A 15499-nucleotide genomic window follows, 5' to 3' on the forward strand; every position below is an offset into this window, starting at 1 on the left:
GACCGGCCGCTGCGTGCGCACGCGTCGGTCCAGAGGATGCGCCGGTCGCCTCCCAGCACCGTCCAGCCTGATCGGGCAGGCTCCTCGCATGCGTCGAAGCCTCCTGCTCCTCCCCCTCGCCGCGATCGTGGTGCTCTCCGGCTGCGTCATCGCACCGCCTGCCATCCAGGACCCCGACCCGCAGCCGAGCCCCGACGTCTCGACGCAGCCCAGCCCCGACGTGTCGACGCAGCCGAGCCCGTCGCCGACGCAGCAGCAGACCGCCGAGGCACCCGAGCCGAACGACAACCTCGGTCCGATCACGGCAGGTGGCGAGGAGGGGTCGACCGGAAACCCGTTCCCGCCAGGGGCCGACCTGACCGGCGGCGAGTGGTCGGTCGTCGTCTCGGCGGCGAACCTCGACGCCGAGGCCACCGTCGTCGCGGGCGGCGGACTGCCTGCTCCCGACGGCTGGCGGTGGATCAGCACCGTTGTGCGGGTGTCGACGACGGGCGCCGAGTCGTCGACGGGCGACGTGTGGGCGTCGTACGTCGCGCCCGACGGCGACGTCTTCTTCTCGGTGATCGACTCGTCGATCCCGGGCTCGAATCAGGTCGAGGCCATGGTGGCGGGTCAGGAGTACGCGTTCACGGAGTTCCTGCTCGCGCCCGAGGCGACGCTCGAGCAGGGGGTGCTGTCGATCACGACGGCAGGGCTCACGTCGTTCATCCGGCTGCAGTAGCCCTCGGCCGCCTGAGGCTCAGGCGACGAACACCGACCTCGCCGTCACCGTCACGTCGAGCGGGATGCCGTCGGGCAGCAGCAGCGACACGATCGGCGGGCGCCACACGGCCGCGACCGTGACCTCGGCCGTCTGCGTGTCGAGCGACTGCGCGTCGACCAGCTGCACGGCGTCGAGCTGCGTCGGCGACGCCGCGATCCAGCCGGCCGCCGCCCGCTCGACGGCGTCGTCGGCGAGCTGCGGCGACGGCTGCTCGCCGTCGAACGCGATCTGCGACAGCGCGAACGCCTCCGCAGCGTGCAGCGCCGCGCCGTCGGCGAGCGTGAACAGACGCCGCCGCTCGACGAGCAACGCCGTCGCACCCACGACCACGACGATGAGCGCCAGCGCCAGCGCGCCGTAGAAGATCGTGAGCAGCAGCGTCGAGCCCTCCTCGTCCCGGGCGAGCGAGCGCATGCGGGCGCGCACCGATCCGCCGCTCACGGTCGCAGCTCCGACACGGGCTGCGCCGCCTGCGCCGTGATCGGCACCGACAGTCCCACGTCGAGATCGAGCACGGGCGGCACGAGCGGAAGCGGCACCGTCACCTCGACGGCGACCTGCACCGTGCCACCGCGCGTCGTGCAGTCGGACGGCGTCGGTGCGCACGCGACATCGACCGCCGTCGGCTCGAGACCGAGGTCCGCGAGGGCCACCGCGATCGCCGCATCCGCCGCCGCGAGGCCCGCGCCATGCGAGTCGGCCGTGGCGACCATCCGCGCCGCCTGTCGCGCAGCACCCTCGGTCGCGAGCGTCGCCGCCTGCAGCTGCGCCATCGCGAGCACGAGGTACACGAGCGGGATGGTCAGCAGCATGCCGATCGTGAGGAACTCGATCGACGCCGAGCCATCGTCTGCCGCGAGGTCAGTCCAGCGTCTCGAGCGCGGCACTGCCCTGCACCTCCAACGTCGTCGGGCCGATGAGTCCCAGCACGGGCAGCGGCGCCTGCACCGTGAGCTGCAGCGCGGGGTGCCCGGCGACCGTCGTCGTCGCGGCGGTGACCGACTGCGCGTAGTCGCTGCCGATGGCCGTCTCGATGAGCACCTGCGCACGCTCGACACCGGCAGAGGGCGTCGACCCGACGAGCGCGCCGTAGCGCGCACCCTCGGCCGCCGCATCCTGCAGCACGTTGCGCACGTGCAGCCCGAGCGCGAGCTGCATCACCGACAGCACGACGAGCGTGAGGAGACCCACGACCATCGTGAACTCGGCGACCGCCGAGCCACGCTCGTCGCGCAACGACCGCACGGGACGCATCAGAACCCCGTCACGCGCTCCATGGCCTGCTGGAACACCTGCGTGAGCGCGGGCCCCGCGACGCCCCAGATCACGATGACCAGCCCGGCCGTCATGAGCGTGACGAGCACCCAGCCAGGCACGTCGCCGCGCTCCTCCTCCACCAGTCGGCTCCACATGCGGCGCATCGCCGCCTCCTCTCCTCGAACCTCGATCGCGCGGTCGCGCGGTCGTCAGAACCCCACCTGCAGCACATGGATGCCCGGCCACAGCGCGAACGCGACCGTCGTCGGCAGCAGGCCGAAGACGAGCGGCACGAGCATCGCGATCTCCTTCTTGCCCGCGGCCTCCAGCAGGTCGCGGCGAGCGCCGTCACGGGCGTCCTGCGCCTGCGCCTGCAGCGTCTGGGCGAGCGGCGTGCCCCGCTCGAGCGCGCCGCGCATCTGGTCGACGCAGCGCGTGACGCCTGGATGGTCGAGCTCGCCACCGAGACGCTCGAGCGCGTCGGAGAGCGACGTGCCGGATGCGGCGTCGGCGACGACGGTGCCGAGCTCGCGGGCCAGCTCGCCCGTGCCGATGCGTGCGACGCGACGCAGCGCATCCGCGAGTCCTTCTCCTGCGGCGAGGCTGAGCGCGAGGAACTCGAGCACCGTCGGCAGCTCGCTCGAGATGCGCGCCATGCGGCGTCGCACGGCGCGCTGCAGCAGCCAGTCGGCGAGCAGCGCACCGCTCGCCGCGGTCACGACGACGAGCGCGATGGGCACGATCGGCGACGCCCCGCGCACGACGGCGAGGGTGCCGACGAGGCCGCCGACGACTGCTCCGGTCGCGGCCCACACGAGCTGACGGGCGCGGAAGCGCTCCAGCGTGATCGGGCTGCGTGCACGGCGCAGGCGTGCCGCGACGGTCGCGGGCGTGCCGAGCATCGCGTGGACGAGGGGCGCGAGGCGGTCGCTCACGGGTGCCGCGACGACGCCGACGACGCGCGTCGGATCGACCGTGCGGCGGGCGACGAGATCGCGAGCGCCGGCCGAGACGTCGAGCACGTACGGCGCGACGCGATGCAGCAGGCGCGGACGGCGCAGGATGGGCACGAGGCTCACGAGCATCCACAGCCCGAGCCCGAGCGTGGCGCCGAGCACGAGCGACAGGCCGACCTCGCCGGTCATGCGAACCACCGTCCGTCCTCGGGCAGCCGGCCGAGCCGCACCATGGCGCGGTAGGCGACGACCGAGACGACGAGGCCGCCCGCGACGATCACGAGACCGCCGGCCGTGTTGTACGCCGAGGCTGCCTCGGGGCGCGACGACAGGAGCAGCAGCACGAGCCATGGCGCCACGACCCCGAGCCGCGCGGCGCTCACGACCCACGACTGCCGTGCCTCGAGCTCGCTGCGCACCGCGAGGTCCGACCGCAGGTACGCGGCGAGGTCGCGCAGCACGTGCGCGACCTCCGAGCCGCCGACGTCGCGCGCCATGCGCAGGGTCTCGAGGATGCGGTCGGCGACGGGGTCCGCGAGCCGATCCTTGAGGCGGTCGAGCGCGTACGCGAACGAGCCCGTCGCGCGGTGGTCGGCCTCGAACGCGCGGAACGCATCACGGGTCTGCGCCGGGCCCGAGGTCGCGAGCGCGGCGACGGCGTCGGGCAGCGCGAGCCCGCTGCGCACGCCGGAGACGAGATGGTCGACGACGTCGGGCCACACGAGCGATCGCGCGCGTCGGCGGCGTCGCGCACGCCAGGCGACAGCCACGAACGGCGTCGCGAGACCCGCCACCCCGGCGGCGATCGCGATCGGCACGACGGGGCTGACCGCGAGCGCGACGCCCGCGGCGACGACGGCGGCGAGCGCGGCCACGACGACGAGCGCGGCGAGCGGCACCTCGTGCAGCCCCGCCTGCGTGAGCCGATCGCGGACGCGTGACGAGCGCCGCTCCTCCGCGTCGGCGCGCTGCGTGCGCGGCCACAGCCACGGCGACGCGCAGAGCACGAGCGCGAGGCCGAGCAGCGCGCCGAGCACCCACGTCATGCGTCGTCCCTCGCCAGCAGCGCCGGCACGTCGATGCCGGCAGCCTCGTACTTCGCGAGCCGCGACGGATGCCCACCCGTGGGCCGCAGCAGCCCGCCGACGGTGTGGAAGAGCTGCGAGGCCTCGATCACGTGCCCGTGCGTCGTGCCGGTGGGCGCGAGGATCTCGGTGACGCGTCGGTTGCCGCGCGCATCCATCGCGCAGTGCACGACGAGGTCGACGCACGCCGCGACCGTGGGCACGACGAAGCCGGCGTCGATGTTGCGGCCGGCGAGCAGCGGCAGGGTCGTGAGCTTCTGCAGCGCATCCCTCGCCGTGTTCGCGTGGATGGTGCCCGCGCCTGCGACGCCCGAGTTCAGCGCGATGAGCATGTCGAGCGCCTCGGCGCCGCGCACCTCGCCGACGACCAGCCGGTCCGGCCGCATGCGCAGCGACTCCTTCACGAGCTGCCGCAGCGTGATCTCGCCCGTGCCCTCGAGCGACGGCTGCCTGCACTGCAGTGCGACGACGTCGGCGACCTGCGGGTCGAGCTCGAACGTCTCCTCCACCGTCACGACCCGGTCACGGGGTCTCCCGGCACCCATGAGCGCGCCGAGCAGCGTCGTCTTGCCCGAGTGCGTCGCACCCGAGACGAGGATGTTCGCGCCCGCGAGCACCGACCGCTGCAGGAACGTCGCCGCCTGGTGGCTGAGCGTGCCGAGCTCGACGAGGGTCTCGAGGGATGCGAGCCGACGGGAGAACTTACGGATGTTGATGCTCATCGCGCCGCGCGCGACGTCGCCCGACGCGACGTGCAGTCGGGAGCCGTCGGGCAGTGACGCGTCGACGAACGGCATCGACAGGTCGACGCGGCGGCCGGTGGTCGACAGCATCCGCTCCACGAGGTCGCGCGTCTCCTGCGGCGTGAGGCGCACGTCGAGCTCCTCGCTCGCACCGCCGCGTGCGACGAAGACGCGGGTTCCCTGGTTGACCCACAGCTCCTCGATCGCCGGGTCGTCGAGATAGGGCTGCAGCACGCCGAAGCCGGTGATGGCGGCGAGCACCGAGCGCGTCGCCGCCTGCTCGTCGTCGAGCAGCGGATGCGCGCCGCCGAGCGCCCGCTCGGAGTAGTGCCGCACGGCGTCGCGCACGTACCGATCGGCCAGGTCGCCGCACGATCGAAGGTCGACGCCATCGCGTCGCACGCGGTCGCGCACCATCTCGGTGATCGCGACCACGGCTCGACTCATGGCACGAGAGCACAGCACAGCGGCGCCGCACGCGTCACCATCTGTCCACAGGCGGGGCATGACGAAGGGCGGCGACCCGCAGGTCGCCGCCCTCCCTCGAACCGCCGTCGCTACGCGTCGACGCCGGGTGCCTCGTCGCTGACGAACGCGAGCAGTGCCGTGTTGAACTCGTCGGCGTGGCTGGCGTTGAAGCCGTGCGGGGCGTCGTCGATCACGACGAGCTCCGAGTGCGGGATCGCCTCGTGCGTGCGCTTGCCGGAGCCCTCGAAGGGCACCGTGCCGTCGCCGGCGCCGTGGATGACGAGCGTCGGCACCGTGACCTTCTCGAGGTCGGGGCGGAAGTCGGTGGTCGCCCACGCGTCCATCGCGCCCACGGCCGCGGTCTGCGACGACTGCTGGCACAGCTCGACGGCCGCCTTCAGCTCGCCGTCGCCCACCTTCACGTCGTCGCCGACCGAGAAGAAGCCGCGCACGAAGTCCTCGAAGAACGCGTCGCGATCCTCCACGAGGCCGCCGCGCAGCTGCCCGTACAGCTCGTCGTCGAGCGGGCCGTCGGGGTTGTCGTCGGTCTTGTGCATGTACGGCGTCACCGCTGCGGCGAACACGGCCGAGCGGATGCGGCTCTCGCCGTGGCGGGCGATGTAGCGCGCCACCTCGCCGCCACCCATCGAGAATCCGACGAGCGTGACGTCGACGAGGTCGAGGCTCGTGAGCACCGAGTCGAGGTCGTCGGCGAACGTGTCGTAGTCGTAGCCGTCCTCGGGCTTGTCGCTCTGGCCGAAGCCGCGGCGGTCGTAGTCGACGACGCGGTAGCCGGCCGCCGTGAGCGCGCGACGCTGCGCCTGCCAGGACTCGCCCGACAGGGGCCAGCCGTGGATCAGCACGACAGGGCGGCCCTCGCCGCCGGAGTCGGTGATGTGGAGTCGGACATCGGTCATGGTGATGCTCCTTCCGAGAGGGATGGGTCGGTGGTGGTTCGTGCCGCGCAGGCCATGGGTTTGGTCGACCCGGGGGCCTTGACCAGCCGCGGCGGGGCGGATAGGCGTCAGCGGTACTCGGGGTTCTGGAAGCCCCAGCGCGAGCCCTGCTGCCACTCCTCGGGCAGGTTGCCCTCGGCGGGGATGCCGCCCGCGTCGCGCAGGATCGCCGCCAGGTGCATGAGGTTCCACGCCATGAAGGTGATGTTCTTCTTCGTGAAGTCGTTGTCGAAGCCCGCGCGCGAGCCGTCGTCGAGCTCGTCGCCGTACGACGGGCCCGGGCCGGCCTCGCCGATCCACCCCGCCTCGGCGTTCGGCGGGATGGCGACGCCGAGGTGCTGCAGCGCATGCAGGATGACGCCGGTGCAGTGCTTCAGGCCGTCCTCGTTGCCGCCGATGAGCGCGCCGCCGACCTTGCCGTAGAACACGGCCTGGCCCTTGTCGTTCAGCTCGCCCGAGTGCGCGTAGAGCCGCTCGATCGCGAGGCGCGTCTGGCTGGAGTTGTCGCCGAGCCAGATGGGGCCGGCGAGCACGAGGATGTCGGCGGCCTGCACCCGCTGCCAGATCTGCGGCCAGTCGTCGCGCTCGGCGCCGTGCTCGGTCATGTCCGGCTGCACGCCCGGCGCCACGTGATGGTCGACGAGCCGCACGACGTCGACCTCGACGCCCTGCTCGCGCAGCACGTGCGCGCTCGCCTCGATGAGAGTGTCGGTGTGGCTCTCGGCCGGCGAGGGGGTGAGCGTGCCGTTGATGTAGAGGGCCCGCAGGCCGTCGAAGCGTGATGCCATGCCTCCACGCTGGCTGATTCGACGACCACCCCGCGCGGCCTTGACGGATCGCGCGAGATGGTTCGGTCGCGTCAGTCGCGATACGAGTTGATGAGCGAGCCCTGCCACGTGTCGGGCACGAGCTGCAGCCCCTTCGCGATCGCGGCGAAGGCGGCGTTCGAGTGCACGACCGGCTGGTTGCGGCGCAGGCCGCGCACGCCCTTGCGGGCGATGTCGTCGGCGCTCGCCCACATCCAGTCGGGGCCGTCCTCGTCGATGCCCATGCGCTCGTGGAACTCGGTGTGCACGAAGCCCGGGCACAGGGCCGTGGCACGGATGCCGTCGTGCGCGTAGCGGGAGCGGATCGAGCGCGACAGGTTCACGGCGTGGGCCTTCGACGCGGAGTACGAGCCGTACGGGATGAACGCGGCGAACGACGCGACCGTGAGGATCCAGCCGCGACCCCGCTCGCGCATGCCGGGCAGCGCCGCGTGCGCAAGACGCAACGGCACGAACGACAGCAGCTCGTGCAGCCGTCGCTCGTCCTCGATCGACGACTCGTGGAACGGCGCCGCGAGTCCGAAGCCCGCGTTCGACACGAGGATGTCGATCGGCCGATCCGGCAGCGACACGCGCTGCGCGACCGTCTCGAGCCCCTCGTGGGTCAGCAGGTCGGCCGCGAGCACCTCGGTGGCCGTGTCGAGCGACGCCGCGACCTCGCGCAGCCGCGCCTCGTCGCGGGCGACGAGCACGACGTCGACGCCCACGCGGGCGAGCTCTCGAGCGATCGCGAGCCCGATGCCCGACGACGCTCCCGTGACCAAGGCTGTGTAGCGCATCCGCCCATCGAACCAGCCCGATGCCGAGCGCGCGCCGCCATAGGGAAGGCAGAGGGATCGCCGATACGATGAGCCATCACCGCGGGAGTGGTGGAACTGGCAGACACGCAGGATTTAGGTTCCTGTGCCCGCGAGGGCGTGGGGGTTCGAGTCCCCTCTCCCGCACGGGCTGCCGCAGCACCGCCGCTCGCCCCGAGCGCGCGGACACGAAGCGCCAGCATCCAACGTCGAAGGAGTCGGGGTGCATCACCTGCCAGCCAACGCGCTGTTCGACGTCGAGGGCCTCATCACGGGCGCCGGCGGCTGGGCGCTCGTGCTCGTGTGCGCGATCGTCTTCGTCGAGACGGGCCTGCTCGTCGGCTTCCTGCTGCCCGGCGACACCCTGCTCATCATCACGGGCGTGCTGTCGTACTCGGGCGTCATCCACCAGCCCGTGTGGCTGTGCATGCTCGCGATCTGGCTGTGCGCCGTCGCCGGCGATCAGGTGGGCTACTACATCGGCTACAAGGCCGGGCCACCGATCTTCCAACGACGATCGTCGGGCCTCTTCTCGCACAAGACGATCGAACGCACGAACGGCTTCTTCGTGAAGTACGGCCCGTGGGCCGTCATCGTGGCCCGCTTCATCGGCATCGTGCGCACGTTCATGCCCGTCGCGGCAGGCGTCGGGCGCATGCCGTACCGCCGCTTCCTGCGCTACGACATCGTCGGCGGCCTGCTGTGGGGCGCGGGCCTCACGTTCCTCGGCTGGGCGATCGCCCACATCCCCGGCGTGGCCGACGTCGTGACGCAGTACATCGACCTCGTGATCCTCGGCGTGCTGGCGGTGGCGCTGTGCTTCATCGTCGTGCACGCCATCCAGTCGCGTCGCGAGGTGCAGGCGGAGCGTCGCAGCGGCACCGACTCGGGGCACGTGTCGACGCTCGACCTCAGCGACGACGTGCGCGTCGATCCGGCGCGGCGCGAGCGCGACGAGCCCGGCGACCAGCGGGCCTGACGCCCCTCCCACCCGGTCCACAGGCGCCTGCGAGCCGGGCGCTCCAGATGGTCATGCCCGCGTAACACGAGCGACACAGCCACGAGTCACAGTGACTCCATGGTGCGCATCGCCGACGTCGACCCCTTCCTCGGGACCGCGCCCACCGACCTGCCCGCGCCGTCGGGCCTCGCGGCGACGTGGTGGTGGCCGAAGCCGCAGATCGGCAACACCCACCCGGGCGCCACGGCCCCGCTCGGCATGGTGTCGGCGTGCGCCTACTCGGGCGCGTACCCGACCGGCTACGGGCGCTTCGACCTGTCGACCGAGGGCATCCCGCCCGCCATCCGGCCCGACCACGTCGCGAGCGGCTTCACGCACTTCCAGCAGTCCGGCACCGGTGCGATCCGCAAGTACTACAACTACTTCCGCGTCACGCCGCTCACCGAGCCGCTCGACGGCCTCGGCCGGCAGTTCGAGCTGCTCGACGAGCAGGCCTCCCCCGGCCGCTACTCGGCACGCCTCGACAACGGCGTGCTCGCCGAGCTCACCGCAGGGCCGAAGTCCGTCGTGCACCGGTACACGTTCCCCAGGCACAAGGATGCGCGCGTCGTCATCGACTGCTCCATCGGCGGCCTGCAGATCCCCTTCGGCGAGACCGTGCCGCTGCGCGCGCACCTGCAGCTCGTCGCGCCCGGCGTCGCGCAGGGCGAGATCGTGGTCGAGGGCGCGCCGCTCGCGGTGCACGTCGAGGTGCGCAGCCCCCGGTGGCGGCAGCTGCTCTGGTACGACCGCCGCCTCATGCCCGGCGGCTCGCGGCTCGACTTCGACTCCATCCGCCCCACGACGCTGCGGCCGTTCGGCCTGATGTGGGCCGGTCCGACGGAGCAGGGCGACCAGATCGAGGTCGCGATCGGCTTCTCGCTGCGTGGTCCCGAGCAGGCGCGCGCCAACCTCCACGCCGACTGCGGCACGACCCTCGAGGGCCGGTTCGACGAGCGGCTCGCCGCGACGGAGACGCTGTGGTCGGATGCGCTCGGCCGCATCGAGATCGATGCGGGCACGCCGCGGCGCCAGCAGATCTTCGGCACCGCGCTGTACCACTCGCTCGTGAAGCCCGCCTTCGCCGAGGACGAGAACCCGTTCTCGCCGCGCGACGGCGACTTCGTGTTCGACCTGTGCACGATGTGGGACATCTACCGCACGCAGCTGCCGCTGCTCACGGCCCTCGCACCCGACCGCGCCATCGCCCTCGCGAACTCGCTCATCGTCACCGCCGAGGAGGAGGGCAACTTCCCCATCGGCTACCGCATGGCGCGCGGCGCAGACCGCTTCGCGAGGCAGGGCTCGGCGCTCGCGCACACGTTCATCGCCGACCTCGCCCAGCTGGGCCTCGAGGGCGTCGACTGGGAGCTGGCGATCGTGCACATGCTCGCCGACCTGCGCCGCGGCTACGGCGAGGATCTCCTGCGCGGCGGCGTCGCGCATCCCATCACGCACCACCTCGACCTCGCGTTCGGCTACCACTGCACCGCCCGCGTCGCGCGCCTGCGCGGCGACCGTCGCCTCGCGAAGGAGCTCGACGACGTCGCTGCCCGTTGGGTCGACGCGTACGACCCGCAGACGGGGCTCGCCGTCGACTCGACGTACTACGAGGGCGGCAAGTGGAACTACTCGTTCCGCCTCATGCACGACATGGCCGCCCGCATCGCGATCGCCGGCGGCGACGAGCCCTTCGTCGGTCTGCTCGACCGGTTCTTCGGATTCGGTGCGGATGCCGTGCGCCAGCCGGGCGTGGCCCCTGCCGCCGACGAGCTGCTCGCCGGGTACGCGCTCGGTCGCTTCGAGGGCCTCAACAACGAGCCCGACATGGATGCGCCGTGGGCGTACCACTACGCCGGTCGCCCCGACCGCACGGCCGAGGTCGTGCACGCGGCGCTCGAGCACCAGTTCGGCACCGGCCCCGGCGGCCTGCCGGGCAACGACGACTCGGGCGGCATCTCGTCCTGGTACGTGTGGGCGACGCTCGGGCTGCTGCCCGTGGCCGGCCAGAACGTGACGCTGCTGTCGACGCCGTCGGTGCGCGAGGCCACGATGCAGATGCCGGGCGGCGCGCTGCACCTCGAGACCACCGGCTTCGTCGAGCCCACCCGCGACTCCCCCGCGCAGCACGTGCAGTCGGTGCACCTCGACGGGGTCGAGCTGCGCGGCTCGTCGATCTCCACGCGCGCCCTCCACCGCGGTGGTCGGCTGCGCCTCGACCTCGGGCCCGAGCCGAACGGCTGGGGCACCGTGCACCGGCCGCCGTCGAGACCCGACACGGCCTGACCCATCCGCTCGACCCGTCACCCGCACGTCCCGAATCCGCTCCTTCCGACCCACAGGAGGAACCCATGTCGCACCAGACCCACCGCCGCCTCGTCATCGTCGTGCGCGCCGATCCCGTGATCTGCGGCCACTCCGTCGAGGCCCGCAACCTCGCCGAGGCCGCGCTGCAGCGCGGCTTCGACGACGTGCGCATCGTCACGTGGCCCATCGAGCTGCTCGAGTCGGCGGGGCTGCCGCTCAAGCCGCTCGACACGATCTCGCCGTACTCGCCCGGCATCACGGTCGAGCGGCCCGCGCCGATCGGCGACTACAAGATCGTCGACGGCCGCTACACGTCGGGCGTCGTGGGGCGGCTCGTCGAGCTGTTCACGGATGGCGTGCCCACCGTGTGCATGTCGCTGTACCTGTCGCCGCACACGCTGTGCGTCGCCGAGGCCGTGCGCATCGCGCAGTCGACGGGCCTGCCCGTGCGGCTGGCGACGATCGCGGAGGCGGTCGGCAGCGACGTGACGAACGTCGTGCGCGCCGCCGTCGCCGACGACCGCTTCGGCGCCGCGGCGCAGGTGCTGTCGTCGTACCTCTCGCAGGACGTGCCGGTGGCCGTCTCGGAGTACACGCGCGACGTCATCATCGAGGAGGCCGCGGCGGTGGATGCGCGTCACGGCACCGACTTCGCGGACCAGTGCCGCCGCCGCATCTCGATCTCGTACCCGGCGATCGACACGACGTCGTGGCTCGCGCTCGACCCCGCCGAGACCGAGCGCGTGCTCGCGCGCCACGGGCTCACCGCCGGCCGGTACGTGCTGTCGCTCTCGCGCCTCATGCCCGCGAAGGGCATCGACGACCTCATCGCCGGCTTCTCGTCGGCGGAGGCGGCCGCAGGGCTCGACCTGGCGATCGTGGGGCGCGGACCGTCGGAGGCCGACCTGCGGGCCGTCGCGGCCGCGTCGCCGGCGGCGTCGCGCATCCACTTCCTCACCGACGTGTCGGATGCCGAGAAGCCGCACATCATGTCGGCGTCGGCCGCGTACGTGCTCGCGACGAAGCCGACGGAGCAGTTCGTCGAGACGTTCGGCATCACGCTCGTCGAGTCGATGCTCGCCGGTGGCGGACCCGTGATCACGACCGACTGCGGCGGCACGCTCGAGGCCGTGGGCGACACGGCGATCATCGTGGAGGCCGGATCGTCGGCGGCGATCGCGACGGCGCTCGACCAGGCGCTGTCGATGTCGGAGTCCGAGCTGGCGGCGCACGCGGTGCGAGCGCGCGCCTACGCGATGCGCTTCGACCGTCTGGCGGTGTTCGACCACCTGTTCGAGCGGGTGTTGCAGCCGGCGTAGCGGTCTCGAAGGGCCTCCTCGCAGCTGGTCGAGGAGGCCCCGAGCGCAGCGAGGAGCCGTCACGAGACCACGGGACGAGCCCGCTCGACGCGGCCATGCGCGTGGCTGAGCGGGAGCGGCGGTCGCGTGGTCTCGTGACGCGTGCTCGCCCTTCGGGCTCGCGCGCTCCTCGACCAGCTGCTGGGGAACCGACCGAATCCTTCCGTTCGCTTCTCTCCCTCTCGATCGCGCCTCCTCAACCGCTCCTTGCGGTGCGAGCGAAGCGAGCCTCGAAAGGGGCACCGGACCCTCCGCGACCCCGCCCGCGACCGCCGGTTTCGATGTCGGTGGTTGCTGGCAGAGTCAGGTCATGGCGCAGGAGATCGCAGGCACGGGACAGGGTCCCGACGCTGCCGCGCTCGACGCCGTCCAGGCCAACGCGCTCTCCCAGCTCGCCGCGATCCGCACCGGCAGGCAAGCCCTCGAGGCGCACGAGACGCGCGTCCTCGCCGCGCTCGGCCATCTCGCCCTGCACCGAGCCGGCGGCTCCAGCAGCGAGCGCTCCACGATGGAGATGCGCACCGTCGCCGCCGAGATCGGAGCCCAGGCCCAGGTCTCCGACCGCTCGGTCGAACGCCAGATCGGCGACGCGATGATGCTCGTCGACACCTGGCCCGTGCTGCTCGACGCGTTCGCCGAGGGGCGGATCGGTCGAGGCCACGTGCGGGCGATCACCGAGGCCGGCGGAGTCCTCGCGAGCACGGACGTCACCCCCGAGCAGCGGGCTGCGTTCGAGCAGCAGATGGTCGCGCTCGCGGAAACCACGACCCCTGCCCGGGTGTCCAAGGTCGCCCGACGTGAGGCCGACACGCATCTCGCCGAGCCGCTCGTCGTCCGCCATCGCGCGGCACGTGAGCAGCGCCGGGTGACGGTCGAGGACGTCGACGACGGCATGTCCTGGTTCGGCGCGCTCGTGCCGTCCGTGCTCGCGCACGGCATCGACCACCGCCTGCGCGCCGGTGCGCGCGGCAAGTCGAAGGACGACCCGCGCTCGATCCAGCAGTGGCGGGCCGACGCGTTCTGCGAGCTGCTGCTCGCAGGCACCGGCACACCGACGATCGAGCGCACGCCCGGCGGCGCCGAGATCGAGCACGCCGGCCTTCTGTCGACGATCACGCCGATCGTGCAGGTCACGATGCCGGTCACGACGATGACCGGCACCTCCGACGCGCCCGGCTCGCTCGACGGCGCCCAGCCCGTCGACGCGGAGACCGCCCGCATCCTCGCCGGCGCCGCCGCGACCTGGCAGCGGCTGCTGACCGACCCGGTCCGCGGCACGGTGGTCGAGGTCGACACCTACTGCCCCACCGAGGCGCAGCGTCGACTCCTGCGAGCCCGCGACCAGCACTGCCGCTTCCCCGGCTGCGGCGCCAAGGCACGCGACGACGACGCCGACCACACCATCGCCTGGGAGGACGGCGGCACCACGAGCCTGGGCAACCTCGCCCATCTCTGCCGCAGGCACCACACCCTCAAGCACGCCACCGCCTGGTCGGTGACCCAGCCGACACCGGGCGTGCTGCACTGGCGATCCCCACTGGGCGAGGCCTACCTCGACCGACCACCACCCGTCGGGCCGAGATTCATCGAGGTGCACGAGCCGCGACTCGATTCGGCGGCCGACCCACCCGACTCCGAGCTGCCCTTCTGACGCGGACGCCGCTCAGTCGTCGACGTGCTCCCGCGCGCAGGGCTCGGGTGCCGGCTTCGCGCGGTTCGCCGAGATCGCGATCCAGACGATCGACGCGATCGCGCCGCCCATGATCATCGAGACGGGGTCCATGCGGTCGACGCTACGGATGTCGGCGCTCGACCGCCTCCGTCACGCGACGGAAGCCGCCAGCGGGAGCACGAGGATGAGCGTCGGGCCGTCCCAGTCGAGGCCGTCGACCTCGCGCACGGGCAGGAAGCCGCACGAGCGGTAGAACGCCCGCGTCGCGGCGTAGCCATCGTCGTCGAACGACGGCCCGACCGTGTGCACCTCGAGCGACGACGCACCCGCGAAGCCTGCCCAGGTCGCGGCCGCGTCGACGAGTGCGCGACCGATGCCGTCGCCACGGTGGTCGGCGTGCACGGCGATGAGCACGAGCTCTGCCGTCTCCGGCGGGCGGCGCTCGACGAGCGCGACGCCGACGACCTCGCCGTCGATGCGTGCGACGAGCGACGCGTCCGCGATCGCCGTCCGCGCCACGTACGCACGCAGCGCATCCTCGATGCCGAACCACGACGGCAGCGAGCGCAGGATGCGCTCGGTCGCAGCTGCGTCCCGCCCCGCGACGATCTCCACGTCAGCCCTCGTGGTGGTGCGTCGTCTCCTGGCACGGCGCCGACAGCCAGATCGATGCCGCGACGTCGTCGCCCACCGTGTGCTCGGCGCCGTCGACCTCGATCGTGAGCCCGCCCGTGAAGCGGCCACGGCCCACGTAGCGCATGCGCTCGTCGAGCTCGACGCCCTGGTCGGCGAGGAACCGCAGCAGCTCGGGGTCGGCATCCGAGATCCGCACGACCGTGCCCACGTAGCCGTCGTGCGCATCCGCGAGCAGCGTCGCCGACGGCTGGCGGGTCGTGCCGTCGGCGGCCGGGATGGGGTCGCCGTGCGGATCGCGCTCGGGGTCGCCGAGCGCGTGCGCGATCGACTCGACGAGCCGGTCGCTCATGCCGTGCTCGAGCACCTCGGCCTCGTCGTGCACCTCGTCCCACGAGTAGCCGTGCTGCTCGACGAGCCACGTCTCGATGAGGCGGTGCCTGCGCACCTGCCGCAGCGCGAGCGCACGCCCCTCCTCGGTGAGCGCGATCGTGCCGTACGGCCGGTGGTCGACGAGCCCCTGCGCGGCTAGCTTCTTCACCATCTCCGTCACGGTCGACGCCGCGAGGCCGAGGTTCGTCGCGAGTCGCGAGGGCGTGACGGGCTCGGGCTGCCACTCCGTGTAGGCGTAGATCGCCTTCACGTAGTCCTCGACCGCGGTCGTCTGCATGGCGACA

The 15499-nt window shown here is 72.4% G+C and carries 17 protein-coding genes and 1 tRNA gene; 6 read left to right on the top strand and 12 right to left on the bottom strand.

Annotated elements, in window-relative coordinates; genetic code table 11:
* Positions 1–88: 88 nt before the first annotated feature.
* Positions 89–721, top strand: a complete 633-nt coding sequence (locus FS793_RS04005; protein ID WP_144718797.1) for a hypothetical protein — start codon at positions 89–91, stop codon at positions 719–721.
* An 18-nt stretch (positions 722–739) separates the two neighbouring features.
* Here the strand turns inward: FS793_RS04005 and FS793_RS04010 are convergent, their stop codons facing one another.
* The 10 genes from FS793_RS04010 to FS793_RS04050 form a co-directional block, all read right to left on the bottom strand.
* Positions 740–1204 (bottom strand): pilus assembly protein TadG-related protein, encoded by a 465-nt coding sequence (locus tag FS793_RS04010; RefSeq protein ID WP_144718800.1) that lies wholly within the window; start codon positions 1202–1204, stop codon positions 740–742.
* On the bottom strand, positions 1201–1650 hold the full coding sequence (locus tag FS793_RS04015; protein ID WP_144718803.1) for a hypothetical protein: 450 nt from the start codon (positions 1648–1650) through the stop codon (positions 1201–1203). The genes FS793_RS04010 and FS793_RS04015 overlap by 4 nt, the downstream gene beginning before the upstream one ends.
* Positions 1625–2017, bottom strand: a complete 393-nt coding sequence (locus tag FS793_RS04020) for a TadE/TadG family type IV pilus assembly protein (RefSeq protein ID WP_186329309.1) — start codon at positions 2015–2017, stop codon at positions 1625–1627. The genes FS793_RS04015 and FS793_RS04020 overlap by 26 nt, the downstream gene beginning before the upstream one ends.
* Complete coding sequence (locus tag FS793_RS16100; RefSeq protein ID WP_172802341.1) at positions 2017–2184, bottom strand: hypothetical protein; 168 nt, start codon at positions 2182–2184, stop codon at positions 2017–2019. Before FS793_RS16100 ends, FS793_RS04020 begins: the two co-directional genes overlap by 1 nt.
* A gap of 45 nt (positions 2185–2229) precedes the next feature.
* The gene (locus FS793_RS04025; protein WP_144718805.1) at positions 2230–3165 is read right to left on the bottom strand and encodes a type II secretion system F family protein; all 936 of its coding nucleotides are present in this window, start codon (positions 3163–3165) and stop codon (positions 2230–2232) included.
* A complete protein-coding gene (locus FS793_RS04030; protein ID WP_144718808.1) occupies positions 3162–4022 on the bottom strand; it encodes a type II secretion system F family protein in 861 nt (286 codons plus the stop codon). Before FS793_RS04030 ends, FS793_RS04025 begins: the two co-directional genes overlap by 4 nt.
* Positions 4019–5251, bottom strand: coding sequence for a CpaF family protein (locus tag FS793_RS04035; protein WP_144718811.1), 1233 nt, complete (start codon positions 5249–5251; stop codon positions 4019–4021). Before FS793_RS04035 ends, FS793_RS04030 begins: the two co-directional genes overlap by 4 nt.
* A 110-nt stretch (positions 5252–5361) precedes the next feature.
* Positions 5362–6189, bottom strand: coding sequence for an alpha/beta fold hydrolase (locus FS793_RS04040; RefSeq protein WP_144718814.1), 828 nt, complete (start codon positions 6187–6189; stop codon positions 5362–5364).
* A 107-nt stretch (positions 6190–6296) separates the two neighbouring features.
* On the bottom strand, positions 6297–7016 hold the full coding sequence (locus FS793_RS04045) for a flavodoxin family protein (RefSeq protein ID WP_144718817.1): 720 nt from the start codon (positions 7014–7016) through the stop codon (positions 6297–6299).
* Between the two features lie 71 nt (positions 7017–7087).
* Complete coding sequence (locus FS793_RS04050; protein WP_144718820.1) at positions 7088–7834, bottom strand: SDR family NAD(P)-dependent oxidoreductase; 747 nt, start codon at positions 7832–7834, stop codon at positions 7088–7090.
* Between the two features lie 81 nt (positions 7835–7915).
* Between FS793_RS04050 and FS793_RS04055 the strand changes: the two genes are divergently transcribed.
* The 5 genes from FS793_RS04055 to FS793_RS04075 all read left to right on the top strand — a co-directional run bounded on the left by FS793_RS04055 (position 7916) and on the right by FS793_RS04075 (position 14168).
* A tRNA-Leu gene (locus FS793_RS04055) sits at positions 7916–7999 on the top strand.
* A gap of 76 nt (positions 8000–8075) precedes the next feature.
* The gene (locus FS793_RS04060; RefSeq protein ID WP_186329310.1) at positions 8076–8831 is read left to right on the top strand and encodes a DedA family protein; all 756 of its coding nucleotides are present in this window, start codon (positions 8076–8078) and stop codon (positions 8829–8831) included.
* A 99-nt stretch (positions 8832–8930) separates the two neighbouring features.
* Complete coding sequence (locus FS793_RS04065; protein WP_144718826.1) at positions 8931–11138, top strand: glycoside hydrolase domain-containing protein; 2208 nt, start codon at positions 8931–8933, stop codon at positions 11136–11138.
* A 65-nt stretch (positions 11139–11203) separates the two neighbouring features.
* Entirely contained in the window at positions 11204–12478 is a 1275-nt protein-coding gene (locus FS793_RS04070) for a glycosyltransferase (RefSeq protein ID WP_144718829.1), read from the top strand.
* Between the two features lie 349 nt (positions 12479–12827).
* Positions 12828–14168, top strand: a complete 1341-nt coding sequence (locus tag FS793_RS04075) for an HNH endonuclease signature motif containing protein (RefSeq protein ID WP_144718832.1) — start codon at positions 12828–12830, stop codon at positions 14166–14168.
* 171 nt (positions 14169–14339) lie between these two features.
* Here FS793_RS04075 and FS793_RS04080 read toward each other — a convergent pair whose 3' ends face one another.
* Entirely contained in the window at positions 14340–14804 is a 465-nt protein-coding gene (locus FS793_RS04080) for a GNAT family N-acetyltransferase (protein WP_144718834.1), read from the bottom strand.
* Between the two features lies 1 nt (position 14805).
* Positions 14806–15492 (bottom strand): metal-dependent transcriptional regulator, encoded by a 687-nt coding sequence (locus tag FS793_RS04085; protein WP_144718837.1) that lies wholly within the window; start codon positions 15490–15492, stop codon positions 14806–14808.
* Between the last annotated feature and the right edge of the window lie 7 nt (positions 15493–15499).

Origin of the sequence: Agrococcus jejuensis (assembly GCF_007679035.1) — a bacterium.
In the GTDB taxonomy this organism is placed as follows: Bacteria; Actinomycetota; Actinomycetes; order Actinomycetales; family Microbacteriaceae; genus Agrococcus; species Agrococcus jejuensis_A.